Below are 23,104 nucleotides of genomic sequence, written 5' to 3'. Positions count from 1 at the left end.
ACTGCGGGAGTGAGCAGCACTGTTCACGTCTTCCCGCTCCAGATAACTACAGCGGTAAAACCGCAACGACAGACTGGACGAGGTTAATAATGCGTAAGATCAAAGGGCTACGCTGGTACATGATTGGGCTTGTGACGCTGGGCACCGTGCTCGGTTACCTGACGCGCAATACCATTGCCGTTGCGGCGCCCACGCTGGAAACGCAGTTGGGTATCACCACGCAACAATATTCCTATATCGTCGCCGCCTACTCGGCGTGCTACACAATCATGCAGCCGGTAGCCGGTTATGTACTGGACATGCTCGGCACCAAAATCGGTTATGCAGTGTTTGCCGTGCTTTGGGCGATCTTCTGCGCGGCAACCGCGATGGCGGGCAGCTGGGGCGGCTTTGCGCTGGCACGCGGCGCGGTGGGTGCCGCCGAAGCAGCAATGATTCCCGCAGGCCTGAAAGCCAGTAGCGAATGGTTCCCCGCCAAAGAGCGTTCGGTGGCGGTGGGCTATTTCAACGTGGGATCGTCGATTGGCGCGATGCTGGCTCCGCCGCTGGTGGTGTGGGCGATCATGGCGCACAGCTGGCAGATGGCGTTCATTATTACCGGCGTGCTAAGCATGGTGTGGGCCATCTGCTGGCTGGTGTTTTATAAGCATCCAAAACAGCAAACCAAGCTGAGCGATGAGGAGCGTCACTACATCATTGCCGGCCAGGAGTTGCAGCATCAAACCGGAAATAACAAGAAGATGTCGGCGCGCCAAATCCTGCGCAATCGCCAGTTCTGGGGCATTGCGCTACCGCGTTTCCTCGCCGAACCAGCGTGGGGAACGTTTAACGCGTGGATCCCGCTGTTTATGTTTAAGGTGTACGGCTTCAACCTGAAAGAGATCGCTATGTTTGCCTGGATGCCGATGTTGTTCGCCGATCTCGGCTGTATCGTCGGTGGCTACTTGCCGCCGCTGTTCCAGCGCTGGTTTGGCGTCAATCTCATCGTCTCGCGCAAACTGGTGGTGACCATGGGCGCGGTGTTGATGATTGCGCTAGGCACCATCGGGTTGTTCACCAGCCCGTATGTCGCGATTGGGTTGCTGTGCGTCGGCGGTTTTGCCCATCAGGCGCTTTCAGGTGCGCTGATCACCCTCTCTTCGGATGTGTTTGGCCGTAACGAAGTGGCTACCGCCAACGGCTTAACCGGCATGGCGGCCTGGACTGCGAGCACCATGTTTGCGTTGGTGGTCGGTGCGCTGGCCGATACGCTGGGCTTCAGCCCGCTGTTCGCGGCGCTGGCGGTGTTTGATCTGTTAGGCGCGGTGGTTATCTGGACGGTGCTGAAAAACCAACCGGTTTCTGAACTCGACGATCAGCCTGCGGTGCAGTCCGCTGCGGTACGCACCTAACCTCCTCGGGCTGGCATCGGCCAGCCCATTTCCTCTGTGCGGCTGAAGTGGTATAACAACTCAACTTTCTCCCACAGCGGACCGCGCAATGGACCTGACCGAATCACGACGCCTCTATCAACAGCTCGCCAGCGAACTCAAACGCCGCATTGAAGCAGCCGAATACCGGGTTGGCGACAAACTGCCTGCCGAGCGTCTGATTGCGGAAGAGATGCAGGTGAGCCGAACCGTGGTGCGTGAAGCGATCATCATGCTGGAAGTGGAGGGTTACGTGGAGGTGCGGAAAGGTTCCGGCATTCACGTCATCAGCAGCCAGCAGCAAAATCGCGTGGTGACGTCCAGCCAGCTGGAGTTCGCCAATTTCGGCCCCTTCGAGTTATTACAGGCGCGCCAGCTGATTGAAAGCAACGTGGCTGAGTTTGCCGCCACGCAGGTGACACGTCAGGATATCGTGGCATTGATGGCGATTCAGGAGAAAGCGCGTCAGGAAGATCATTCACGCGATTCGGCGTGGGATATGGAGTTTCACGTGCGCATCGCGCAATCGACGCAGAACAGCGCGTTAGCAGCGATTGTCGAGAAGATGTGGCTGCACCGTCTGCACAATCCTTACTGGCTGAAGCTGCATGAACATATTGATGCCAAAAATATCACCAGCTGGTGTGACGATCACGACCAAATCCTTAAAGCCCTGATTCGCAAAGATCCCGCCGCCAGTAAGCTGGCAATGTGGCAACATCTGGAAAATACTAAGCAGATGCTGTTTAACGCCACCACCGACGATTTCGAATTTAACGTCGATCGTTACATGTTTGCGGAAAATCCGGTCATCCTGCCTGAAGGTAGCGAAAACCCACGCTGATCCTGCTTATTTTTCAGGCATTTTGTTGCCGAAAAAGTCAGTTAGTCTGCAATAGTGTCAGCTCATGTAAAGCTCCTTTTGACCACCTGCGTCTAAAGGTAAAACTCCTGTGCGGCAGGCACTTTCCCCTGTCTGGATAACGTTATTTTTGTTACAGTTATCGCCCTTTTATTACCCTTTGCGACAGGGCTTTAAAAAGTCGCTGATTTAACAATCAATTCTGGAAGGATCCGGAAACTCCTGCTCAGGCTGCTTATCTAAAATGTATAACCAACGCCAGTCTGCGCCTAAGCCCCTCACGGGCACGTTTAACAATGATGTTCAGGAATGATTGATGGATATTTTGCAAGCATTGCTGCATGCCTTGTGGCAGCAGGATTACGAAATGCTCTCCGACCCGACGTTGGTTTGGGCCATTTATGGCGTTTTGTTCATGATTCTGTTTCTGGAAAATGGACTGCTGCCCGCCGCCTTTTTGCCAGGCGATAGTTTACTGATTCTGGTGGGTGTTCTGATTGCTAAAGGCACCATGGGTTTCCCGCTGACGCTGCTGATTCTGACCACCGGCGCCAGCCTCGGCTGCTGGGTGAGCTACATTCAGGGCCGCTGGCTCGGTAATACGCCTACCGTGCAAAAATGGCTTTCGCACTTGCCCGCGCAATATCATCAACGCGCCCATCGGCTGTTCCATCGCCATGGCTTGTCTGCACTGCTGGTGGGTCGCTTTATTGCCTTCGTCCGCACCTTGCTCCCTACCATCGCCGGGCTTTCTGGCCTGAGTAATGCGCGCTTCCAGTTCTTCAACTGGGTAAGTGGCTTCCTATGGGTGCTGATCCTTACCGTGCTGGGCTTCGCGCTGGGTAAAACACCGATTTTCCGTCGTTACGAAGATGAGCTGATGTTGTGCCTGATGCTGCTGCCGCTGGTGCTGCTGGTGATTGGCCTGGTCGGTTCTTTAGTGGTGATTTGGCGTAAACGTCAGTCAGCGCGTAGCGGGAATTCACAGTCATGATCACATTCCGTGGATTCCCAAGGCGTTTCCTGCCTTGGGCGCTGGGTGGCGCGTTGGCGCTGCTGGCAATCTGTTTCGTTCCGACCTTGATGCAGCATGAAACCGTGGTGCAGATCCGCGTCGCCAACAGCGGCACCAATCTGCCCGATGGTTTTTATCTCTATCAGCAACTTTCTGCGCAGGGCGTGCGTATCAAAAGTATTACGCCCTCCGGCGATGCGCTGGTGATTCATTTTGAGAATGAAGAACAGAGCCTGGCGGCGCAAAAAGTGTTGAAGCGCCTGTTGCCACAAGGCTTTGTCGTCGCCGCTGGCCCGCAGGCTTCGCAGCAATATCCTGACGCCAGTCGCCCAATTTTTAGCTAAATTTCACCGCCTGACGTTAAGCCAGGCGGTGAGCTAATCCTCGCTATCCCCGCGTCTTCTTTGAATTTTTTCGTCTGCTGTCTATCCTTAGAGATAGCGTAAGCCTAAGACATGCTGGGAAGCTTCTCCTGTCTGCTCTCGGGCAGGTCATCAACAATGGAAGGTCACAACCTGATGAAACATCAATTACTGCTAGGTGCTATTCTTTTTTCACTCTCGGGTTCGCTGCTGGCGGCTGAATCGCTCTGCCAACAGAAAGAGCAGGATATTCAACGCGAGATCGATATGGCAAAACAGCACGACAACCAGCGCCGCGTTACCGGGCTGGAGCGCGCGTTGACCGAAGTCCGCGCAGGCTGCACCGATGAGAAGCTGAAATCTGCACATAGCGAACGCATCGCTGAGCAGAAGCACAAAATCGCCGAACGTGAGCGTGAGCTGAAAGAAGAGCGTCAGGATGGCGACAAGGACAAAATTGAGAAGCGCGAACGTAAGCTGCTCGATGCGCAGCACGAACTGAAAAAGCTTGAAGCTGAACCTTATTAATCGGACTTAACTCAATGCTGTAAAAGGAGATTTCCATGGCTAAAGAAACAACATCTGAACATCTGCGCGCTGAATTAAAAAATCTGGCTGATACCCTGGAAGAAGTGCTGAGCAGCTCAGCAGATAAATCCAAAGGTGAGCTGGATAAACTGCGTCATAAAGCGCGCGGCGCTATTGAAAGCTCCCGTGAACGTCTTGGCGATTCCGGCGAACGTATTGCACAAACCACGCGTGAAGCAGCGGAAAAAGCGGACGAATACGTGCGCGACAATCCGTGGCACGGCGTGGGTATCGGTGCAGCGGTAGGTATTCTCATCGGCATTTTAATCTCACGGCGTTAATGATGAGTGATAGTCAGCAAAGCCACGGCCCCGGCAAAGGGGTCTTTAACATCGGTCAACGGGTAGTTACCACGCTGGTTAGCATGGTCGAGACGCGCGTCAGACTGGCAATTGTGGAACTGGAAGAGGAAAAGGCCAACCTGATTCAGATGCTGATGATGGTGGGCCTTACTATGCTGTTTACCGCTTTCGGTCTCATGAGCCTGATGGTGTTGATCATCTGGGCGGTGGACGCACAATATCGCTTGATGGCGATTGCCATCACTACGGCGGTGCTATTTGCTCTGGCGCTGATCTTCGGTTTGTGGACGTTATACAAATCGCGTCAGTCAACGTTGTTGCGCCATACGCGTAAAGAGCTGGATACCGATCGCAAACTGCTGGAGGAGCATCGCTCATGAGCCGCCGCGAACGTGAAGCACGCATTCACGAACTGCTCAATCAGGTGCAGCAGCAGCGGCTTGACCTCAGCGCCGACAGCCGCGACTGGCTGACCAGCACCGCGCAGTACGATCGCGGCTGGTTAACCATCATTGGCATGCGTCGTTATCTGGCGATTGGCAGCAGTGCATTGGCCATTTGGTCGATTCGCAGCCCCAATCGTCTGCTGCGCTGGGCCAAGCGCGGTTTCGGCGTCTGGAGCACCTGGCGCATGATCAAATCGACTTTAAATACCCGCTAGCTTCTCTCTCTAAAACCGGATCGAATTGATTCGGTTTTACTCCCCCTCAAATTTACTGAACAACATTGACAGTTTATCTCGCTTACAACTCTTTCAACCTGCGATTATCATCTCCCTCCATCAGCCCAGTGAACTGAAACAACCGGTTCAAGGGGATTCAAAACCCGCAGGCCAACAACCTGCAACAAAAACCTTGTTGGAGTAGATGATGAAAAAATTCGAAGACTCAGGCCTGCTGGTAGCACGCGTACTAATGACCATTCTGTTTATCACCGCAGGCTGGGGCAAAATCACCGGTTATGCCGGTACCGCACAATACATGCAGGCGATGGGCGTCCCAGGCTTCCTGCTGCCGCTGGTTATTCTGCTGGAGTTCGGTGGCGGCCTGGCGATTCTGTTCGGTTTCCTGACGCGCTTTACCGCCCTGTTCACCGCTGGCTTTACTCTGCTGACCGCGTTCCTGTTCCACAGCAACTTCGCGGAAGGTGTTAACCAGCTGATGTTCATGAAAAACCTCTCCATCGCCGGTGGCTTCCTGGTGTTGGGTCTGGTAGGTCCAGGCGCTTACAGCATTGACCGACTGATTCGTCAGCGCGTTCAGCCAGCGACCGTACGCTAAGCAGCACAAGCGTTAGAGAACACATATACTGAATTGCAGGGGCGGGGATTTTCCTCGCCCCTTTTTATTATGGAGGGCTTATGGGACAGCTGATTGACGGTGTCTGGCATGATACCTGGTACGATACGAAGTCAACCGGTGGCCGCTTCAAGCGCACAGAAGCCGTCTGGCGTAACTGGGTTACCGCCGATGGCAGCGCCGGTCCAACCGGCAAAGCGGGCTTCGCCGCTGAGCGTGGTCGCTATCATCTTTACGTCTCGCTTGCCTGCCCGTGGGCGCATCGCACGCTGTTAATGCTTAAACTCAAGGGATTGGAGGAGATGATTTCGGTTTCGGTGGTGCATCCGCTGATGCTGGAGAACGGCTGGACCTTTGACGCCAGTTTCCCTGATGCCACCGGCGATGCGTTGTATCAAAAAGAGTTTCTCTATCAGATCTATCTGCACGCCGATGCGCACTATTCCGGCCGTGTGACCGTGCCAGTGCTGTGGGATAAAACCCAGCAAACCATCGTTAGTAATGAATCCGCCGACATCATGCGCATGCTCAACAGCGCTTTTGATGCGCAAGGTGCCCGCGCGGGTGACTATTATCCGGCGGAGCTGCGCGACAAAATTGATGAAGTGAACAGCTGGGTTTACGACACGGTCAACAATGGCGTGTATAAAAGCGGTTTTGCCACTTCGCAGGCGGCGTACGATGAATCGGTAACGGCGCTGTTCCATTCGTTAGCGCGTCTCGAACAGATTCTTGGCCAACACCGCTATCTCACTGGCAACCAACTTACCGAAGCCGATTTGCGCTTGTGGACCACACTGGTGCGCTTCGATCCGGTCTACGTCACCCACTTTAAGTGCGATCGTCACCGCATCAGTGATTACCGTAATCTGAGCGGCTTCCTGCGCGACATCTATCAGATGCCAGGCATCGCTGACACGGTTAATTTGCCGCACATTCGCCATCACTACTACTGCAGCCACAAAACCATCAACCCAAGCGGCGTGATCTCGCTGGGTCCAGCCTTTGACTGGGATGAGCCACACGGCCGGGGTTGATGTTCTTACCCTCTCCCAACGTGGAGAGGGAACTTTAGGCAAACTTAATCAGCACCATACCGATCAACAACAATCCCACGCCCAGCCAGCCAACCCGACTCAGACGCTGGCCAAACAGAATCCAGCCTGCCGCCACGGTGGCAACCAATCCCAGCCCGCCCCATAACGCGTAGGCGACCGTCAAATCGATGCCTTTCACCGCCTGCGCCAGCGCACTGAACGCCGCCAGCACCGCCACCAGCGATAACACGCCAAACAGTGGACGGCGGAAACCGTTGGAGTATTTCAGGAAGATATTGGCGACGATCTCCAGGCCAATGGCCAGCGCCAGCCACGCGATATGCAGCCAGTTAAACGTTGCCATGGCGCAGCTCCTTGCGACTCAGCGTGCCGGATTTGATCAGGACGATGCCGAGGATCAGCGTCAGCAGGCCGGCTACTTTGATGGCGGATAAGGCTTCATCGAACAACAGCACGCTAAACAGCGTAATAAACAGAATGCCAATGCCTTCCCACATGGCATACGCCACGCCAAGGGCAATACGTTTAATGGCGAAGGATAAACAAATATAAGAAAGTGCGATCATCACCAGCATAAAAATATAACCGGCGTTGCCACCGTTTACGCTGGCCCATTTCATTGAGACGGTGCCAATAATTTCCGCGGCGATCGCCAGCGCTAATAAAATCCAATACAGCATGATTTCTCTCCTGAACGAGAAATAAACGCCACCCACGCGAAAATAGGCGTGTTAGCAAAGTTAAATTAAAAGGTCAGAATAGGAGAGAACGGAACTAAAGCGCGAAGCGCCAGTGCTGATCGCAGATTGAGCAGTTTGATTCAGAGAGAGAGGAGGAGAGTGAAGCCTTATTTGACGCAAACATTTTGTCCATAAAATTACAACTTATCCACGTTGTTGCTTCTCGTCAGTGTGGATTAAATTTGTCCTCAGTAGTTAAACACGCGCTTATTCTGGCATAGCGGCAGTAATGTTTTCAGGGATTTTCATTTCTTTACGTGGAGGCGTTTAATTAAAAGTGTGTGTATTCCCTCACCCTAGCCCTCTCCCACAGGAGAGGGAACTGTTTATTGCGGTTTGAAAGATCGCTCGATCGGTCCCTTCTCCCGCCTGCGGGAGAAGGTTAGGCTGAGGACCAGCACGCACAAGCCCCAGAAAACACAAAACCCGCCGAAGCGGGTTTTGTGTTTAAAAAAGTCGAAACTGACCGATAAGCCGGGTTCTGTCGTGGACAGTCATTCATCTAGGCCAGCAATCGCTCACTGGCTCAAGCAGCCTACCCGGGTTCAGTACGGGCCGTACCTTGTGAACCCCTATTTGGCCTTGCTCCGGGTGGAGTTTACCGTGCCACGAACTGTTGCCAGCCGCGCGGTGCGCTCTTACCGCACCCTTTCACCCTTACCTGATCCCATTACTGGGCCATCGGCGGTTTGCTCTCTGTTGCACTGGTCGTAGGCTTGCGCCCCCCAGGCGTTACCTGGCACCCTGCCCTATGGAGCCCGGACTTTCCTCCCCTTTGCCCGTCTCCCCCCGAAAGAGGACGACGACAAAGCGGCGACTGTCTGGTCAGCTTCGGCGCGGGATAATAGGCGATCTGCCAGCGTTTGTCACGCCTCTTGCTGCTCCAGCGCGTACTTATAAAGCGCGTTCTTCTTCACCCCATGAATTTCCGCCGTCAGCGCAGCGGCTTTCTTCAATGGCAGCTCTTTTTGCAGCAGCGCCAGCGTGCGCAACGCCTCCGCTGGCAGCGCTTCTCCATCAGCTTTATGGCCTTCAACAATCAGCACCATCTCGCCTTTACGACGATTTTCATCTTCCTGCACCCACGCCAGCAACTCGCCGACCGGTGCGCCCTGAATAGATTCCCACGTTTTGGTGATCTCACGCGCCAGCACCACGTAGCGCTCGCCGCCCCACACGCTGACCATATCCTGCAGGCTATCGATCAGGCGATGGGTCGATTCATAGAAAATCAGCGTACGCGGCTCTTCACCCAGCGCACGCAGCACATCGCAACGTCCTTTGCTTTTGGCCGGTAGAAACCCTTCGTAACAGAAACGATCGGACGGTAACCCCGCCGCGCTTAATGCTGTAATCGCCGCGCAGGCACCTGGCAACGGCACCACGCGCACACCAGCCTCACGGCAGCGACGTACTAAATGGTAGCCGGGATCGTTGATTAACGGCGTGCCGGCATCGGAGACCAGCGCGATGCTCTGGCCCTCTTGCAGCTTAGCTAACAGCACCTCAGCTTTCTGCTGTTCGTTGTGGTCGTGAAGTGCGAAGAGTCGCGCATTGATGGCGAAATGTTGTAGCAACAGCCCGGTATGACGTGTATCTTCCGCTGCGACTAGATCGACGCTTGAGAGCACCGTCAACGCTCGTTGAGTGATATCACCCAGGTTACCGATCGGGGTAGGAACGATATAGAGCGTGCTGGCAGAAATCTCTGCCCGATCGAGTTGTTTCATTGTTTCATCCGAATTGCCGATTTAATATTGAGCATCTTGAAAAAAACATCACTGGATACAGTATGCTTCCTTCAAAAGTCGTACGTCATAAAGCAGGACGCTTAGTACCTGTTCTTCTCGCTGGGCTGATTTTAGCCGCCTGTAGTGGTCAGGGACCGCAACAAACCTCTAACGTCAATATTCAGGGTCCTGCGACTGGCCGGTCTGACTATTATCTGCAGCAGGTGCAGCAAAGCAGCGATGATAGCAAGACCGACTGGCAATTACTTGCCATCCGTGCCCTGTTGAAGGAAGGAAAGTATCCGCAGGCGGCGAATCAGCTCAATCAATTGCCGCAGCAGTTAAGCGAAGTGCAACAGCAAGAACTGCTGCTGCTGCGCGCGCAGATGCAGATTGGGCAGCAGGATTACACCGGTGCGCAACAGCTGCTGGGCCAGGTGAAAAGCGGCGGCTTGTCGCAGGACCAGCAGGTGCGTTACTACGCGCTGCAAATCGCGGCGGCACAGAATCGCCCTTCACTCTCGCTGCTGCGTGCCTATATAGCGCAGGAGCCGCTGCTGAAAGGTGCCGATCACCAAAGCAATATCGATGCAACCTGGCAAGCGCTGACGCAGATGACCCAGGATCAGATCAACAGCCTGGTGATCAATGCTGATGAAAATACCCTGCAGGGCTGGCTCGATCTGCTGAATACCTGGCGCGCAAACAGCCAGGATCCACAAATGTTGAAAGCGGCGATTCAGGACTGGCAGACGCGTTATCCGCAGAACCCAGGCGCGAAGACACTGCCAACCCAGCTCAGCCAGGTGCAGAACTTCACCAAAGCGTCGACCAATACCATCGCGCTGCTGCTGCCGCTTAACGGCCAGGCGCAGGTGTTTGCCAATGCGATTCAGAAAGGCTTCACCGATGCGCGCAATGGCGTGCTCAATGCACCGGCACCGCAAGCCGCTCCTGAGGCTAATACAGCCGATGCCAGCGCACAGCCGCCAGCGGATGCCAATAGCGTGGTCAGCCCCGCCGTAGCAGGTAACACACCGCCGCAAACCGAGCAGTCACAGCCAGCCGCACAACCCGCCGCCGCACAGGGCAACAGCAATGCGCAGGTGAAAGTGTATGACACCAGCAGCCAGCCGATTGCGCAGGTGATGCAGCAGGCGCAGCAAGATGGCGCCACGCTGGTGGTCGGCCCGCTTCTAAAAAATGACGTTGAAACCGTCGCCAATAGCAACACGCCGCTTAACGTGTTGGCCCTGAACGAGCCAGAACAGATCCAGAACCATCCGAATATTTGTTACTTTGCGCTTTCTCCTGAAGACGAAGCACGCGATGCCGCGCACCATATCTACGAGCAAGGCAAACGCCAGCCATTATTGCTGGTGCCGCGCAGCAGTTATGGCGACCGTATCAGCAAAGCGTTCGCGCAAGAGTGGCAAACGCTGGGTGGCTCAACCGTACTGCAGCAGCGTTTTGGCGGCGTCGGCGAACTCAAGCAAGGCATCAACAGCGGTGCGGGTATCGCGTTAAGCGGCACGCCGCTCAACGTTGAGCCCGCGCAATCGCAGAGCGTGGCGATTGCTGGCCTGACGATTCCTGCACCGCAAACCAGCGCACCGGCGCCAACGGCCGATGCCAGCAGCGGTAGCGTTGATGCGGTGTACATCGTCGCCAGCCAGGATGAGCTGCAGCTGATCAAGCCGATGATTGCGATGCGCACCAGCAGCCGCAACAATACCGCGCTGTACGCCAGCTCACGCAGTGCGCAGGCGGGTGCAGGCCCGGACTTCCGTCTGGAGATGGATGGCCTGCAGTTCAGCGATATTCCGCTGCTGTCCGGTAGCAATCCGGGCTTAATGCAGCAGGCGGCGAAGTCGTTCAACAACGATTATTCGCTGGTTCGCCTCTACGCTATGGGCATTGATGCCTGGACGCTGGCGAATAACTTTAACCAGATGCGTCAGGTGCCTGGCTTTGCCATTGATGGCAACACCGGCAAGCTGAACGCCGACACGGATTGCGTGATCAACAGGAAGTTGGCATGGAACCAGTATCGTCAGGGACAGATCGTTCCGGTGCAGTAAACCGCCAGCGCATTGGCGCTGAGCAGGAACAACTGGCGCGTCGCTATCTGGAGCGCGCCGGGCTGCAGTGGTTTGCCAGCAATGTACGCTGTCGCAGCGGGGAAATTGACCTGATTATGCGCGACGCCGATTGCTGGGTATTTGTTGAAGTGCGCTATCGACGCGATGCGCGCTACGGCGGTGCCGCCGCAAGCGTAACGCGCCAGAAACAACAAAAGCTGCTGCGTGCCGCCGCGCTCTGGTTGCTGGCGCGTGGCGGCAGTTTTGATACGGTGAATTGCCGTTTTGACATCATTGCCATTACCGGGCGTGAGCTGGAGTGGCTGCCCGATGCCTTTAATGCCGATGGATAGAACCAGGTGGTCTTGTGCAGGACAGAATTAAAGCGTGTTTTACCGAAAGTATTCAGACCCAAATCGCCGCAGCCGAAGCGCTGCCCGATGCGATTTCCCGCGCCGCGATGACGCTGGTGCAGTCGCTGCTGAACGGTAACAAAATCCTTAGCTGCGGTAACGGTGCGTCGTCGGCGAATGCCCAGCATTTTGCCGCCAGCATGATTAACCGTTTCGAGACAGAGCGCCCTAGCCTGCCTGCGCTGGCGCTGAGCGCTGATAATGTGATGCTGACGGCGATTGGTAACGATCGTCTGCACGATGAAATCTACGCCAAGCAGGTTCGAGCGCTTGGTCAGGCTGGTGATGTGCTGCTGGCCATTTCCACCCGTGGCAACACCCGCGATATCGTCAAAGCGGTTGAAGCTGCGGTTACCCGCGATATGACCATCGTTGCGTTAACCGGCCACGACGGCGGTGAGCTGGCGGGCCTGCTCGGTCCGCATGATGTGGAAATTCGCATTCCATCACATCGCAGTGCGCGCATTCAGGAAATGCATATGCTGACGCTGAACTGCCTGTGCGATTTGATTGATAACACTTTATTCCCACACCAGGAATGACTGAAGGAGCTCAAATGAAAGCATTGAACGCTGTCGCCATTCTCTTAACCGCCATGCTGCTGCAAGGTTGTGTTGCCGTGGTTGCCGGCGGCGCTGCCGTCGCCACCAAAACCGCCACTGACCCGCGCACCGTGGGCACGCAGGTCGATGACGGTACGCTGGAGCTGCGCGTCTCGAACGCACTGGCAAAAGATGAACAGATCAAAAACCAGGCCCGCGTGGTTGTCACCGCTTATCAGGGCAAAGTGCTGCTGACCGGCCAGTCGCCAACCCCGGATCTGGCAAGCCGTGCCAAACAGATCGCCATGGGCGTTGATGGGGCCACCGAGGTGTATAACGAAATCCGTAATGGACAGAAAGTCAGCCTCGGCACCTCGTCATCGGATACCTGGATCACCACCAAAATCCGCTCGCAGCTGCTGGGCAGCGATCAGGTGAAATCCTCCAACGTGAAAGTGACCACCGAAAACGGTGAAGTGTTCCTGTTGGGACTGGTTACTGCAGAAGAAGCGAAGGCGGCGGCCGATGTTGCCAGCCGGGTGAGCGGCGTGAAGCACGTGACTACGGCCTTCACCATTCTCAAATAAGCGTTACAGCAAAGCATCAGGGCGACTTCGGTCGCCCTTTTTTGTGCGTGAGGGTTAGGCGGGAAGGTCAATCACCAGCGCGCGCAGCGGCGTTCTGGCCTGCAGGCTAATCTGGTCCTCATCGCTGAGAAACGCGCCGTCGCCGCAGCCTAGCGGCTGCTGGTTGGCGCTGCTGGCCTGCACATCCAGCGAACCATGGATCGATTGCAGATAAGCGCGCGGTCCGTGCAATTTCACCGTGTGCTGCTCACCCGGCGCTAGCGTCACCTGATGCACCCAAACCTGCTGGCGCAGCTGCAGGCTGCCCTGCGCGCCATCGGGCGAGGCGATCAGTACGCTGGTTTGTTGCGGCAGGTCGAGCTTCTGCAACAGCGGGTTTTCACGTTCCGGACAGGCCGCCAGCCACAGTTGCATGCGGGTTAACGGGCGATCTTTGCTGATGTTGATTTCGCTGTAATTCACGCCCTGACGCGCAGAGAGCAGCATCGCCTCGCCTTCACACGCCACCAGATGATTGCCTTCGCTGTCGCGATACTCGGCTTCACCTTGCAGCACCAGATTCAGCACATCGACCTGCGGATAACTGCGCGGCTGGAATGCGGCGCCCGGTGCCAGAATTTCCTGGTTGAGTACGCGCAGCGACGCGTAGCCCATTAATTTTGGATCGAAATAGTGGCCAAATGAGAAGCTGTAGCGCGCCTGCAACCAACCGAAATCGGCCTGGCCACATGCGGACGCGCAGCGGGTTGTCATCATGATAATCCTCCGACGCGCTGCGGTGAGAACCGACCGCAGGCTTGATAGGATTATGGTAAAAGTCTGGACGCCGGATTGTAAGCCAGTTAATCTGCCTGGCATGTTCAAATTTACTGACAGAGAATCGGCATGGCAAAAGACCGCGCGTTAACCCTTGAAGCTTTACGTGTGATGGATGCTATTGACCGTCGTGGCAGCTTTGCCGCTGCGGCCGATGAACTGGGTCGCGTCCCTTCCGCGCTGAGTTACACCATGCAAAAGCTGGAAGAGGAGCTGGATGTGGTGCTGTTTGATCGTTCCGGCCACCGCACCAAGTTCACCAACGTGGGCCGCATGCTGCTGGAACGGGGCCGCGTGCTGCTGGAGGCCGCCGATAAACTCACTACCGATGCCGAAGCGCTGGCGCGCGGTTGGGAAACGCATCTCACCATTGTTGCCGAGGCGCTGGTTCCTTCTGAACGTTTGTTTCCACTGGTTGAGAAGCTGTCAGAAAAAGCCAATACGCAAATTTCTCTCATCACGGAAGTGTTAGCCGGCGCATGGGAAAGGCTGGAACAGGGACGCGCCGATATCGTGATTGCCCCGGATATGCACTTCCGCGCTTCAACCGAAATCAACACCCGCAAGCTGTACAGCACGATGAGCGTCTACGTTGCCAGCCCGGATCATCCGATTCATCAGGAAGCTGAGCCGCTGTCAGAAGTGACGCGCGTGAAGTATCGCGGCATCGCGGTGGCGGACACCGCGCGCGAGCGCCCGGTACTGACGGTGCAGCTGCTGGATAAGCAGCAGCGTCTGACTGTAAGCAGCATGGATGATAAACGCCGCGCGCTGCTGGCCGGTTTGGGTGTGGCGACCATGCCCTATCCGATGGTGGAGCAGGATATCGCCGAAGGCCGTTTACGCGTGGTGAGCGCCGAATATACACGCGAAGTGGACATTATTATGGCGTGGCGCCGCGACAGCATGGGCGAAGCCAAAGCCTGGTGTCTGCGTGAGATTCCGAGGTTGCTGGCGAAGCGCGGGTAGATTGTGCTGGGTTTCCCCCTCCTCGGTCCTCCCCCATAAATGGGGGAGGAAGATGCTGCCACATGTTAGTGATGAAGCTGCATGGGGAGGAAGATGTTGCCACATGTTAGTGATGAAGCTGCATCTCCTTCCCCCGCTTGCGGGGGAAGGCCGGGATGGGGGACAGCACGCACAACACTTACATCCGACTTAAACAATCGATCGCCACCGCTTTAAAACTGACAAAATCCGCGCAATCACGTAGCCGCGTCATCGCTCTTTCGCGCAGGAAGGTGACGAACAGATCGTAAATCGCCATCGCCTCTTCGTATTCGCTCTTGCTGATCGCCAGCAGGAAAATCACCGATGCTGTCTCCTCGCCCCAGCTTACGCCATGGGGCGCCAGCACCGTGTAGACCACGGTTTTCTGCGCCAGCAGTCCGAGTGAATGCGGCAGCGCGATGCCTTCGCCGAGCAGGGTGCTGACAATCGCTTCGCGCTCCTCAACCGACGGATAAAAATCCGCATCGACAAAACCTTCGCTCTCCAGCTGATCGCACAGCAGGCGGAACAACTCTGACTGCGCCATCGGCTTATCCAGCACCATAAAGTGCTGCGCGTCGAAGTACTTCTCCAGCATGTACGGGCGCGTGCGATCCACCAGCACCAACTTGCCGAGCTGCTCCAGCTGGAACTCGGTTGGGAATGGCGACATCACCGCAATCGGCTTGTTCTTCTCGCTGAGCCGCGCGGTGGAGATCACGAAGTCTTCATCAATATGCTCACGCAGTTCATAGTCGCGCTGCGACAGCCGCGCCGTCACCACCAATTGCGGGTATTTGCGCAGCAGCAGCGCCTCAATCATGCGCAGCGTGGAGTTGCCGCTGTCACACACCAGCAGCACCTGCGGATGGCGCTGATAGCCGACGTCGTAATGCCTCTCCAGCCCGACGCCAATGTGCAGCACCAGAAAACCGATCTCGTTCTCACTGATAGTGTAAGGGGTGTATTTACCCCAGCTGGTCACCGCCGCCAGCGTCACATCGTAGGCCATTGGATAGTGCTGTTTGATGTTGCTCAGCAGCGGATTGGGGATATGGATTTGGTAGCGCACCCGCGTGATCATGGTTTTGATATGGGTGAGCAGATCGGCGCGCAGCTGCTCGTCGTGCTGCAGCCGATAGTTATAATGCGTGTTGATGTAGTTCAGCAGGTAATCGACCAGCGCATCGGCGTCGTCGGCGTTAATGGTGCTCGGTGCCAGCGCCTGAATCTGGCGCGCGGCGATGTTGACCCGCAGCCAGTTCTCTTCCGCCTGTGAAATCGGTTTGCCGACCAGCGGACGCATCAGATTAATCAGGTCGTGCGCCGCTTCGCGCACTTCCTCGCCCACATCTTCCGCACCCGGATCGTTGAGCGGGAAACCTTCGCTGATGCGTCGCACCGCCACCGCGCAGTAGATTTGCAGATAGCGATCGCCCTCATCGCTGAGGCGAATGGCATGCTGGGCAAAGCACTGTTGCAGCAAAGGTTCGAGCTGCGCCAGGATGCCGCTGTGCAGCGCTTCTACCGTCAGCAGCGGGCTGTCCGGCGTCTCCTGATCTATCTGCCACAGCAGGTCGGTTAAGCAGGTGCGGATCGCCGCCTCGCTGCCGAACAGCTTCATGCCGTAATGCGGTTTGGTTTCGATATTGAGGTGATAGCGGCCCAGCCATTCGCGCACCTCCGCCATATCACTTTGCAGCGTGGCGCGACTGACAAACCACTCTTCCGACAGATCTTCCAGCTTGATCGAATACGCCGCAGTAAGAAAGCGCGTCAGCAGATAGCGCACGCGCTCTTGCGAGGTACGCGGCACGCGCAGCGGCGTGGCGCTCTCTTGCTGTAAGCGGCCAAAGCGCGCCGCATCGTCAATTTTGAGTTGATATCCCGCGCCGCGCGCCAGCACAAACTGCGCGCCATGTTGTTCCAGCAGCGCATTCAGCGCGGTGATATCGGTGCGCACCGTGCGCGTTGAAACGGAAAAGCGACGTGCCAGCTCATCCTGCGGCAGCGTTTCATTTTGCAGCGCAGCGAAAAGCTGAGTCAGACGCTGGTTGGGAAATCTCACGGAGCCTCACCTGTTACTCATTTGTTACAGCAGTTTCTTGCACGTTGCCAGAAGCTGACGTACATCGTCAATGCGCGTGTCGCCGCTTGCGCTATCGATAATCGAACTGTAAACGTGCGGGATCACTTTGCTAACGCCTGCATCGAGCGCAATACGCACAATCTCTTCGAAGTTATTGAGATCGATGCCGCCGGTGGGTTCCAGCCAGAAGTCGTGACGCGCGCAGGCTTCCGCCACCGCGCGATACTCATTCACCGCTTTCAGGCCGCCCATCGGGAAGTATTTCACCGAGCTGCCGCCCATGTCCTGCAACATGGCAATGGCGCTGTCGATCGGTACAATCGCGTCGGCGCTCTTCGAGCTGCGCGGTCCGGTGGAGATTTTCACCAGGCCCGGCGTGCCGGTCGGTGAAATCAAACCGTTTACCACGGTTTGATTCTGGCCGAGCAGCGCACGGCTGGTCGCCACGCCGGTGAAGACCTGATTGACGTGCTGCGGTTGCAGCACCGCCGAGATCTCACTCACCATCGCCGACTGGTTGGGATCGCCCGCGCCCAAACCCACGGATAACGCATTGTCGATCAGCGCCGCATACTCGCGCATATCGGCAATGGCTTCTTCGTTGCTGGCGTAGTTTTTTGACAGCACGCCCACCAGCACATGACCTTCAGCCGCCTGCCAGATCGCTTTGGCGTTCTGCTTCGAACCGGCCAGCACGTTAAGGCACAGGCGATCCTGATAGAAATTCGGGTTCAGACTCATGCGCGTTTTCCTCCGCTGATCAACGCCTGAATAGCGCTAAAGATGATGTGCAGCTGATCGGCGCTAACGCTGCGCACATCGGCTTCGATAATGCCTTCGTTGGCTTTGTAGCCACGGAAATAGATGGCGATGTCGCCAGTTTTCAACGCCTGCACCAGTTCGCCAGTCGGCCAGCCGGTGACCGCTTCATCAAACTTGATCTCGGCACGCGCAATATCGCGTCCGGCGGCATCCCACACCACGCGGGCGGTGACGCCGTTCAGCGTGTTGAGGTTGTCGATAAACGGCGTCATGTTGGCCACCATCTCGGCGCCGGTGGTTTTTGGCTGCACCAGATAGTTTTCAATCGCCTGCGTCAGGCCGAGAATGCCCTCTTTGCCGACTTTCATCGCGCGGCCAATGCCGTTGCTCTGACGCTTCACCCACTCAACGTATTGCGTGCGACCAATCACTAAGCCGCTGGTCGGCCCTTCAATCGCCTTGGCGCCGCTGTAAATCACCAGATCCGCGCCCATTTGGTAGTAGCACTGCAAATCTTCTTCCGCTGCCGCATCAACGATCAGTGGAATGCCGTGCTTGCGCGCCACTACCGCTGCCTGCTCCACGCTAAGATGGCTTTTCTGCACGCAGTGGTGCGATTTGATGTACATCAGCGCCGCCGTGGTCGGCGTGATTGCCGCCGCCAACTGCTCTGGCGAACATTCGTTGCTGTAACCGGCTTCGATCAAACGCCCGCCGCCCAGCGCCACCATCGTGCCAACCGGCGCGCCGAAGTTCACGTTGTGCCCTTTTGGCACCACGATATCGTGCGGCACGCTGAGCGGCGCGGCGTGCAGGTTCTCCAGCAGCCAGTCGTTATCTTTAACAATCACCGCCGCCACGCTCTGCGCAATGCCCGCCGAGGCGCACGCCACCACCACCGCGCTCTCCACATCCAGCAGTTTGGCGATGTAAGCGCCGGTCTTGTTGACCAGATCTTTCATCTCGAAATAGTGATTCAGACCGTAGCTGACGGTATCCACCACATCCGCAGACGGCGTGGAGACGCCGAGAATGGTCATGCGGCCCGAGGCGTTGATGACCTGTTTCAGGTCATATTTTTCATAAATCGAAGACATGATTCGCTTTCCCTTCATCAGTCAGATGCCAGTGACCCGCGATAACCACGGCCAGCGGCAGCAAATGTTGCTCACCCATCACCCGCTCGCCTTCAGCATCGACGAACGGGCGGGCTTCCTCTTTGACGGTAAAAATGGTCAGGTCGGCGTCATAACCGGCGGTTAAGCGCCCTTTGCCCGCCAGACGCAGGCCAGCAGCGGCATTAACGGTGACGCACTCGATGATTTGCGGCAGTGTCATGCCAATGCTGAAGAATTTCGACATCACGTGCGCCAGGCTGTGAACCGGGCCGTTGATGCGGTTGCGACAGTAAATGTCGGAGCTGATGGTGTCGGGCAGAATGCCCTGCGTAATCGCCTGACGCGCCACCTCAAAACTGAAGCTGGCACCGCCGTGGCCGATATCCAATTTCACGCCGCGCGCGATGGCATTTTTCACCGCCGCTTTCAGCTCGCCCTGCGGCGACAAGATACGGTTCGGCTTGCCGTTAAAGCAGTGGGTAATGATGTCGCCGGAGGTCAGCAGATCGGCGATCTCTTCCAGCACCGGCGGGTTGTTGCCGATGTGCACCATCAGCGGCAAGTTGCCGGCTGCCTGCTGAATCGCCTTGGCCCGCACCAGCGGTTGAATGCCGTTCTCGCCCACCACGCTGCTGCTCATGCGCGCTTTCAGGCCGACAATAAAGTCAGGACGGCGTTTCACCGCCTGCACCACCGCATCGCTATCGATCTGCGCCATATCGGCCAGCTCGTTTTGCGTCACGATGCCGGTGCGCGAGATGTTGATCAGCGCGCGTACTTCGGTGATAGCCGAACGCGTGAGCTGATAAAAGTCGTCGATGTCATCAGCGCCGGTGCTGCCGGCATCCACCACCGTGGTGACGCCTTGCGCCATGCCAATGGTGTCGGCGTCGTCGTGATAAATCGGGGATTTGGGATAACAGTGCACGTGGCTGTCAATCCAGCCAGCGCTGACGTAGTAACGTCCCGCGAGATCGCGCTCCTGCTGTGCCGGGCCGCTCACCTCGCCGACGGCGGCAATTTTGCCGTGCTGGATGGCAATATCCACCAGCAGTTCGTCGCACAGACGTGCGCGGCGCAGAATCAGATCAAACATGCTTACTCCTTACTCATTAAGGTGCGCATAAATGCGCACCCTACGAAAATCGCTCCAATCCGCCGTAGAGTCGCCATTCATGGCAACCGTCCAGCATCAGAGTGAGATTGGGAATATCGCACCCAACACCATCGCGCCCAAAATCGCGCCGCCGGTAATAGGCTTATTCCACAGGTAGAACAGCAGCGCGCCCACCAGCGAACCGAGACCAATTGGAATCGACGCCGCCATGGCCGACAGGATAATCAGCGGCCCGAGGAAACGGCCCGATGCGTTACCCGCGCCCATCATCACGTCTGCGCCGTAGGTTGAGTCGCTCTGGTTGATGGTGAACTTACGCGCCAGGATGATCAGATAACCTATCGCCAATCCCACCACCAAACCCGTCGCCAGCGAGGCAGCAAAGTTGGCGACCGGGAACACGATGCCCGCACCAAGCAGCAGCGCAGGTACGCCAAGGCCGACGCCGGTCTGGATCGCGCCGCCGATATCGAGAATCCCCACCAGCGAACCTTCGATAATGCGTGCAAACAGGAAGCTGGCACCAAACGCCGCCACCGCGCCATACACGCCGGTTTCCATACCGGAACGCAGCATCGAGACAAACGCCACTTCGTTAAAAGCACCAATGCCGTACAGGTAATACATGTGCGTACCGGCAAATACGCCGGAGGAGAGCAGGCCAACAAAAATCGGGAAAGACCAGTCGGCGTACCAGAACCCTTTGTTTTCGGTTTCGTTCATGCTGATGGCTCCTTATTTGCCGCTGACGCTGTTGTGGATCATATCCAGCCAACCCGGAATACCCAGCTGGAAGGATTGCAGCAGTTTCATGTCGAAACCGCGGAAGAAGCCGCTCAAAGCAAACAGCAGCACGATGGCAAACATCATCACCTTGGTGACTTTGTTCCAGCCGCTCTCTTCCACGCCTTTACCGATCAGGATGCCCAGCACCAAACCCGGTACGGCGTTACCCATGATCAGCTGCGCCAGGCCGCCGAAGATGGTGGCCCAGAAGCCGGATTTCTTACCGGCATCAATCGCTGCCAGCCAGAAGATCACTGGCATCACGGTGTTCACCAGCAGGTTAGCCGCCGGCACCAGCACTTTTACTGCGGTAACCTGCAGCGCCGCCGGAACCGCAGATGCCGTGCTGTTAAGGAAGGCCACCACAATCATGCCGATGATGCCGCAGGCAATCGCCATGCGTTTCGGGTTGTGCAGCGTTTCCGCCACGTTGCGGTTTTTCACCATCAGTGCCGCCGCGCCCCAGTTCGGCAAAATGCGGTGATCGACGTCCTGCGTGAAGGAACCCGCTGCCACGGATGATGCCCAGGCGTTAAAGAAGAAGCCGAGACCAAAGGAGAAGTGCGATGCCGGATCGCCTTCACAGGAATTGAGTTCTCCCAAGGTACGGAACGCGCCCATACCTTGTGTGGTCGGTGCGTGGAACATGCGCGCTGCGCCCGCTCCCACCCCGACGCCAACCAATCCGCCAATGATTAACGACTTAAACAAAATGATTAAAAACATGTCGTCGTACCCTTGTTGTCGTTTTTATTAAGTCGCTATGAAATCCACCTTGTCGGTGTCGATCACAGTGACGCTAACGGTAATGTCCAGCTCAACGCTGTAATTCCGTCGCTCACGCGCGAGGAAGAAGAACAAGAATTTTTCCTTGCGCACGCTCTCCTGCGCGCGCAGCACCCGCACATCTATGGGTTCAATGCGCAACAGAATCTTTTGGCTGGTGCGCAGCACTTGCTGCTGCACCTTGCTCAGCGCATCGGCAAAGGCTTTTGCTTTACTGTCGCCTTTGCCCTGCACCGTTACCTGCGTCTCGTATTGCTGTTTCATACTTAGCTGCCGTGTTTTTTAGTCCAGGCCTGCACCAGACGCTCACCCAGCTCTTCTTTATCCATAAAGCCGAAGCCCAGCACGGTGGCACCTTCATTGATGGCGGTAACGCCTTCGTCAATCGAACGCATCCCGTGTTTGGCTTTGTAGCCATATTTGTTCTGCGCGGTAATCGCACCGGCACCGCCGCTGCCGCAGAAGGAGATACCGAAGTCGGCGTTTTCCGCTTTCATCACGTCGCCCAGCTTCATGTCGGCTGCCACGCCTGGCACCACCACCGCACGACCACCGGCTTTCTCGATGCCCGCTGCTACTTTCTGACCTTTACCCAGACGATCGCCAATCACTACAGTTACCATGTTCAATTCCTCGCAATTTATGCTTCGTTCGATTTCGCCACTTCGATATGGACTGACAACAACCAGGCTTCTTCTTTTGGCAGATTGCCAAACAGATCCACCACCTGCTGCGCCAGCGCCATGGTTTCCGGCGAGATATCTTCAAACAGCTCAGCTTCTACTTCCGGCAGCGCTTCACCCGTTAAAGAGCGCGATGCCATCGCCCGGACATGCGAAGCCAGCATCTGCTGCTGCACGGCGTTGGCTTCGATGTGATGCGCGGCGTAGAGCGCTGCAATTTGGCTTAACACCTTATCCGCCAGCGCCTGGATCGCTTCCGGCGTGCTCTGTTTTAGCGGGACAGCTTCACTCCTCACCTTGTTACTCCTGTTTACAGCGGACAATTACAGATATTTCTCGTTGATAAGAAAGTACGCTTTCGCCTTGAGGCTGTTGAGTCGCAACTTTTCCACCTCAAAGTGGAAATCCCGCGGGCGAGTGTGCGCCAGATCTCAGGACGCACGAAGTGTGCGAAACAGGTCACAAAATGCGAGAAGTGATGGATTTAGGCGGATTAAAACGGAGAGAAAGCAAAGAGGAATAAGGCCAGCCACAAGGCTGGCCGGGTTATCAGCGGAATTTCTTATGGTTGGCGTTGCGAATATCTTCCAGTTTCTTCGCTTCGGCCTTGGCTTCGTCCAGCTTGTTGGCTTGCGCCAGCTGATCGACCACATCGATCTGGGCAATCAGCGAATCCAGACCGGCGTGATAATCCTTGATCTGCGCGCTATCGGCCGCCTGACCTTCCAGTTTTTCCGGCGTGGATTGCTTAGCATCCGTTGCCGCCTGGCGCATCTTACCCAACGCGGTATGCATCTCCTGCGCGTCAGAGGTTTTCTTCACTACGCTCAGACCATCCTTGAGCGTATCCATATCTTTTTCTAAATCGGCTGCAAACACGCTAGCCGAGGAGAACAACAGCGATAACGACAACACTGCAATCACATGCTTATTACGCATTGGTATGTCCTTTTATTATTGTCGGGCCAAA

General features: G+C 56.3%; 29 protein-coding genes and 1 other RNA gene. 15 read left to right on the top strand and 15 right to left on the bottom strand.

What is annotated here, in order from left to right:
* The first annotated feature begins 89 nt into the window (after positions 1–89).
* The 10 genes from K5Y32_RS18330 (at position 90) to K5Y32_RS18285 (ending at position 6,873) form a co-directional block, all read left to right on the top strand.
* Complete coding sequence (locus tag K5Y32_RS18330; protein ID WP_222185358.1) at positions 90–1,391, top strand: MFS transporter; 1,302 nt, start codon at positions 90–92, stop codon at positions 1,389–1,391.
* 88 nt (positions 1,392–1,479) lie between these two features.
* Positions 1,480–2,253, top strand: coding sequence for a transcriptional regulator ExuR (exuR, locus tag K5Y32_RS18325; protein WP_192412237.1), 774 nt, complete (start codon positions 1,480–1,482; stop codon positions 2,251–2,253).
* Positions 2,254–2,587: 334 nt separating this feature from the next.
* Positions 2,588–3,265: a DedA family protein gene (locus K5Y32_RS18320; RefSeq protein ID WP_110867399.1), complete on the top strand. Its 678-nt coding sequence runs from the start codon at positions 2,588–2,590 to the stop codon at positions 3,263–3,265.
* Positions 3,262–3,630 carry an EnvZ/OmpR regulon moderator MzrA gene (gene mzrA, locus K5Y32_RS18315; RefSeq protein ID WP_101762907.1) on the top strand — a complete coding sequence of 123 codons (369 nt, stop codon included), beginning with the start codon at positions 3,262–3,264 and terminating at the stop codon, positions 3,628–3,630. Before K5Y32_RS18320 ends, mzrA begins: the two co-directional genes overlap by 4 nt.
* Before the next feature lie 174 nt (positions 3,631–3,804).
* Positions 3,805–4,176, top strand: a complete 372-nt coding sequence (locus K5Y32_RS18310; RefSeq protein WP_146001298.1) for a DUF1090 domain-containing protein — start codon at positions 3,805–3,807, stop codon at positions 4,174–4,176.
* Between the two features lie 35 nt (positions 4,177–4,211).
* A complete protein-coding gene (locus tag K5Y32_RS18305; protein ID WP_007890363.1) occupies positions 4,212–4,517 on the top strand; it encodes a YqjD family protein in 306 nt (101 codons plus the stop codon).
* Between the two features lie 2 nt (positions 4,518–4,519).
* Positions 4,520–4,918 carry a phage holin family protein gene (locus K5Y32_RS18300; protein WP_192236531.1) on the top strand — a complete coding sequence of 133 codons (399 nt, stop codon included), beginning with the start codon at positions 4,520–4,522 and terminating at the stop codon, positions 4,916–4,918.
* On the top strand, positions 4,915–5,199 hold the full coding sequence (locus tag K5Y32_RS18295; RefSeq protein ID WP_008103516.1) for a YqjK-like family protein: 285 nt from the start codon (positions 4,915–4,917) through the stop codon (positions 5,197–5,199). The genes K5Y32_RS18300 and K5Y32_RS18295 overlap by 4 nt, the downstream gene beginning before the upstream one ends.
* A gap of 208 nt (positions 5,200–5,407) precedes the next feature.
* On the top strand, positions 5,408–5,818 hold the full coding sequence (locus K5Y32_RS18290) for a DoxX family protein (RefSeq protein WP_222185599.1): 411 nt from the start codon (positions 5,408–5,410) through the stop codon (positions 5,816–5,818).
* An 80-nt stretch (positions 5,819–5,898) separates the two neighbouring features.
* Positions 5,899–6,873 (top strand): glutathione S-transferase family protein, encoded by a 975-nt coding sequence (locus K5Y32_RS18285; RefSeq protein ID WP_210081737.1) that lies wholly within the window; start codon positions 5,899–5,901, stop codon positions 6,871–6,873.
* Between the two features lie 34 nt (positions 6,874–6,907).
* Here the strand turns inward: K5Y32_RS18285 and mdtI are convergent, their stop codons facing one another.
* The 4 genes from mdtI to rsmI form a co-directional block, all read right to left on the bottom strand.
* A complete protein-coding gene (mdtI, locus tag K5Y32_RS18280; RefSeq protein ID WP_222185357.1) occupies positions 6,908–7,237 on the bottom strand; it encodes a multidrug/spermidine efflux SMR transporter subunit MdtI in 330 nt (109 codons plus the stop codon).
* On the bottom strand, positions 7,224–7,574 hold the full coding sequence (gene mdtJ / locus K5Y32_RS18275) for a multidrug/spermidine efflux SMR transporter subunit MdtJ (protein ID WP_101762902.1): 351 nt from the start codon (positions 7,572–7,574) through the stop codon (positions 7,224–7,226). Before mdtJ ends, mdtI begins: the two co-directional genes overlap by 14 nt.
* Positions 7,575–8,088: 514 nt before the next feature.
* Positions 8,089–8,467: RNase P RNA component class A (rnpB, locus tag K5Y32_RS18270), an RNA gene on the bottom strand.
* A 33-nt stretch (positions 8,468–8,500) separates the two neighbouring features.
* Positions 8,501–9,364 carry a 16S rRNA (cytidine(1402)-2'-O)-methyltransferase gene (gene rsmI, locus K5Y32_RS18265; RefSeq protein ID WP_222185356.1) on the bottom strand — a complete coding sequence of 288 codons (864 nt, stop codon included), beginning with the start codon at positions 9,362–9,364 and terminating at the stop codon, positions 8,501–8,503.
* A gap of 62 nt (positions 9,365–9,426) precedes the next feature.
* On the opposite strand from rsmI, the gene K5Y32_RS18260 reads away from it, so the two are divergent.
* The 4 genes from K5Y32_RS18260 to dolP are packed head-to-tail and all read left to right on the top strand — an operon-like array spanning position 9,427 to position 12,987.
* Entirely contained in the window at positions 9,427–11,445 is a 2,019-nt protein-coding gene (locus K5Y32_RS18260) for a penicillin-binding protein activator (protein WP_222185355.1), read from the top strand.
* Positions 11,403–11,798 carry a YraN family protein gene (locus K5Y32_RS18255; RefSeq protein WP_008103534.1) on the top strand — a complete coding sequence of 132 codons (396 nt, stop codon included), beginning with the start codon at positions 11,403–11,405 and terminating at the stop codon, positions 11,796–11,798. The genes K5Y32_RS18260 and K5Y32_RS18255 overlap by 43 nt, the downstream gene beginning before the upstream one ends.
* Positions 11,799–11,812: 14 nt before the next feature.
* The gene (diaA, locus tag K5Y32_RS18250) at positions 11,813–12,400 is read left to right on the top strand and encodes a DnaA initiator-associating protein DiaA (protein ID WP_007890352.1); all 588 of its coding nucleotides are present in this window, start codon (positions 11,813–11,815) and stop codon (positions 12,398–12,400) included.
* A gap of 14 nt (positions 12,401–12,414) precedes the next feature.
* On the top strand, positions 12,415–12,987 hold the full coding sequence (gene dolP, locus K5Y32_RS18245; RefSeq protein ID WP_101762899.1) for a division/outer membrane stress-associated lipid-binding lipoprotein: 573 nt from the start codon (positions 12,415–12,417) through the stop codon (positions 12,985–12,987).
* Between the two features lie 54 nt (positions 12,988–13,041).
* On the opposite strand, the gene K5Y32_RS18240 is transcribed toward dolP, so the two are convergent.
* The gene (locus K5Y32_RS18240) at positions 13,042–13,743 is read right to left on the bottom strand and encodes a pirin family protein (RefSeq protein ID WP_222185354.1); all 702 of its coding nucleotides are present in this window, start codon (positions 13,741–13,743) and stop codon (positions 13,042–13,044) included.
* A gap of 129 nt (positions 13,744–13,872) precedes the next feature.
* Here K5Y32_RS18240 and K5Y32_RS18235 point away from each other — a divergent pair, with 129 nt between their 5' ends.
* Entirely contained in the window at positions 13,873–14,772 is a 900-nt protein-coding gene (locus tag K5Y32_RS18235) for a LysR family transcriptional regulator (RefSeq protein WP_101762897.1), read from the top strand.
* 178 nt (positions 14,773–14,950) lie between these two features.
* Here K5Y32_RS18235 and K5Y32_RS18230 read toward each other — a convergent pair whose 3' ends face one another.
* The 10 genes from K5Y32_RS18230 to cybC all read right to left on the bottom strand — a co-directional run bounded on the left by K5Y32_RS18230 (position 14,951) and on the right by cybC (position 23,073).
* Positions 14,951–16,861, bottom strand: coding sequence for a PRD domain-containing protein (locus K5Y32_RS18230; RefSeq protein WP_222185353.1), 1,911 nt, complete (start codon positions 16,859–16,861; stop codon positions 14,951–14,953).
* 24 nt (positions 16,862–16,885) lie between these two features.
* Positions 16,886–17,623 carry a KDGP aldolase family protein gene (locus K5Y32_RS18225; protein ID WP_222185352.1) on the bottom strand — a complete coding sequence of 246 codons (738 nt, stop codon included), beginning with the start codon at positions 17,621–17,623 and terminating at the stop codon, positions 16,886–16,888.
* Positions 17,620–18,741 carry a DgaE family pyridoxal phosphate-dependent ammonia lyase gene (locus K5Y32_RS18220; protein WP_222185351.1) on the bottom strand — a complete coding sequence of 374 codons (1,122 nt, stop codon included), beginning with the start codon at positions 18,739–18,741 and terminating at the stop codon, positions 17,620–17,622. The genes K5Y32_RS18225 and K5Y32_RS18220 overlap by 4 nt, the downstream gene beginning before the upstream one ends.
* Positions 18,725–19,858, bottom strand: coding sequence for an amidohydrolase/deacetylase family metallohydrolase (locus K5Y32_RS18215; protein ID WP_222185350.1), 1,134 nt, complete (start codon positions 19,856–19,858; stop codon positions 18,725–18,727). The genes K5Y32_RS18220 and K5Y32_RS18215 overlap by 17 nt, the downstream gene beginning before the upstream one ends.
* 96 nt (positions 19,859–19,954) lie before the next feature.
* A complete protein-coding gene (locus K5Y32_RS18210) occupies positions 19,955–20,602 on the bottom strand; it encodes a DUF4310 family protein (RefSeq protein ID WP_222185349.1) in 648 nt (215 codons plus the stop codon).
* Between the two features lie 12 nt (positions 20,603–20,614).
* On the bottom strand, positions 20,615–21,391 hold the full coding sequence (locus K5Y32_RS18205; RefSeq protein WP_007892190.1) for a DUF4311 domain-containing protein: 777 nt from the start codon (positions 21,389–21,391) through the stop codon (positions 20,615–20,617).
* Between the two features lie 27 nt (positions 21,392–21,418).
* Positions 21,419–21,715 (bottom strand): DUF4312 family protein, encoded by a 297-nt coding sequence (locus K5Y32_RS18200; RefSeq protein ID WP_137386587.1) that lies wholly within the window; start codon positions 21,713–21,715, stop codon positions 21,419–21,421.
* 2 nt (positions 21,716–21,717) lie between these two features.
* Positions 21,718–22,074 (bottom strand): SFCGS family glycine-rich protein, encoded by a 357-nt coding sequence (locus K5Y32_RS18195; RefSeq protein ID WP_008103553.1) that lies wholly within the window; start codon positions 22,072–22,074, stop codon positions 21,718–21,720.
* A 17-nt stretch (positions 22,075–22,091) separates the two neighbouring features.
* A complete protein-coding gene (locus K5Y32_RS18190; RefSeq protein ID WP_222185348.1) occupies positions 22,092–22,430 on the bottom strand; it encodes a glycine dehydrogenase in 339 nt (112 codons plus the stop codon).
* Between the two features lie 253 nt (positions 22,431–22,683).
* Entirely contained in the window at positions 22,684–23,073 is a 390-nt protein-coding gene (gene cybC / locus K5Y32_RS18185; RefSeq protein WP_110867416.1) for a cytochrome b562, read from the bottom strand.
* Positions 23,074–23,104: the final 31 nt, after the last annotated feature.

It is taken from the genome of Pantoea sp. DY-15 (assembly GCF_019795935.1).
Classification (GTDB): Bacteria; Pseudomonadota; Gammaproteobacteria; order Enterobacterales; family Enterobacteriaceae; genus Pantoea; species Pantoea leporis.
This window is presented reverse-complemented; position numbering and strand designations above follow the sequence as displayed.

Coding starts and splice junctions, on each gene's coding strand:
- K5Y32_RS18330 (WP_222185358.1), top strand. CDS start 90: ATGCGTAAGATCAAAGGGCTACGCTGGTACATGATTGGGCTTGTGACG.
- exuR (WP_192412237.1), top strand. CDS start 1,480: ATGGACCTGACCGAATCACGACGCCTCTATCAACAGCTCGCCAGCGAA.
- K5Y32_RS18320 (WP_110867399.1), top strand. CDS start 2,588: ATGGATATTTTGCAAGCATTGCTGCATGCCTTGTGGCAGCAGGATTAC.
- mzrA (WP_101762907.1), top strand. CDS start 3,262: ATGATCACATTCCGTGGATTCCCAAGGCGTTTCCTGCCTTGGGCGCTG.
- K5Y32_RS18310 (WP_146001298.1), top strand. CDS start 3,805: ATGAAACATCAATTACTGCTAGGTGCTATTCTTTTTTCACTCTCGGGT.
- K5Y32_RS18305 (WP_007890363.1), top strand. CDS start 4,212: ATGGCTAAAGAAACAACATCTGAACATCTGCGCGCTGAATTAAAAAAT.
- K5Y32_RS18300 (WP_192236531.1), top strand. CDS start 4,520: ATGAGTGATAGTCAGCAAAGCCACGGCCCCGGCAAAGGGGTCTTTAAC.
- K5Y32_RS18295 (WP_008103516.1), top strand. CDS start 4,915: ATGAGCCGCCGCGAACGTGAAGCACGCATTCACGAACTGCTCAATCAG.
- K5Y32_RS18290 (WP_222185599.1), top strand. CDS start 5,408: ATGAAAAAATTCGAAGACTCAGGCCTGCTGGTAGCACGCGTACTAATG.
- K5Y32_RS18285 (WP_210081737.1), top strand. CDS start 5,899: ATGGGACAGCTGATTGACGGTGTCTGGCATGATACCTGGTACGATACG.
- mdtI (WP_222185357.1), bottom strand. CDS start 7,237: ATGGCAACGTTTAACTGGCTGCATATCGCGTGGCTGGCGCTGGCCATT.
- mdtJ (WP_101762902.1), bottom strand. CDS start 7,574: ATGCTGTATTGGATTTTATTAGCGCTGGCGATCGCCGCGGAAATTATT.
- rsmI (WP_222185356.1), bottom strand. CDS start 9,364: ATGAAACAACTCGATCGGGCAGAGATTTCTGCCAGCACGCTCTATATC.
- K5Y32_RS18260 (WP_222185355.1), top strand. CDS start 9,427: ATGCTTCCTTCAAAAGTCGTACGTCATAAAGCAGGACGCTTAGTACCT.
- K5Y32_RS18255 (WP_008103534.1), top strand. CDS start 11,403: ATGGAACCAGTATCGTCAGGGACAGATCGTTCCGGTGCAGTAAACCGC.
- dolP (WP_101762899.1), top strand. CDS start 12,415: ATGAAAGCATTGAACGCTGTCGCCATTCTCTTAACCGCCATGCTGCTG.
- K5Y32_RS18240 (WP_222185354.1), bottom strand. CDS start 13,743: ATGATGACAACCCGCTGCGCGTCCGCATGTGGCCAGGCCGATTTCGGT.
- K5Y32_RS18235 (WP_101762897.1), top strand. CDS start 13,873: ATGGCAAAAGACCGCGCGTTAACCCTTGAAGCTTTACGTGTGATGGAT.
- K5Y32_RS18225 (WP_222185352.1), bottom strand. CDS start 17,623: ATGAGTCTGAACCCGAATTTCTATCAGGATCGCCTGTGCCTTAACGTG.
- K5Y32_RS18220 (WP_222185351.1), bottom strand. CDS start 18,741: ATGTCTTCGATTTATGAAAAATATGACCTGAAACAGGTCATCAACGCC.
- K5Y32_RS18215 (WP_222185350.1), bottom strand. CDS start 19,858: ATGTTTGATCTGATTCTGCGCCGCGCACGTCTGTGCGACGAACTGCTG.
- K5Y32_RS18210 (WP_222185349.1), bottom strand. CDS start 20,602: ATGAACGAAACCGAAAACAAAGGGTTCTGGTACGCCGACTGGTCTTTC.
- K5Y32_RS18205 (WP_007892190.1), bottom strand. CDS start 21,391: ATGTTTTTAATCATTTTGTTTAAGTCGTTAATCATTGGCGGATTGGTT.
- K5Y32_RS18200 (WP_137386587.1), bottom strand. CDS start 21,715: ATGAAACAGCAATACGAGACGCAGGTAACGGTGCAGGGCAAAGGCGAC.
- K5Y32_RS18195 (WP_008103553.1), bottom strand. CDS start 22,074: ATGGTAACTGTAGTGATTGGCGATCGTCTGGGTAAAGGTCAGAAAGTA.
- cybC (WP_110867416.1), bottom strand. CDS start 23,073: ATGCGTAATAAGCATGTGATTGCAGTGTTGTCGTTATCGCTGTTGTTC.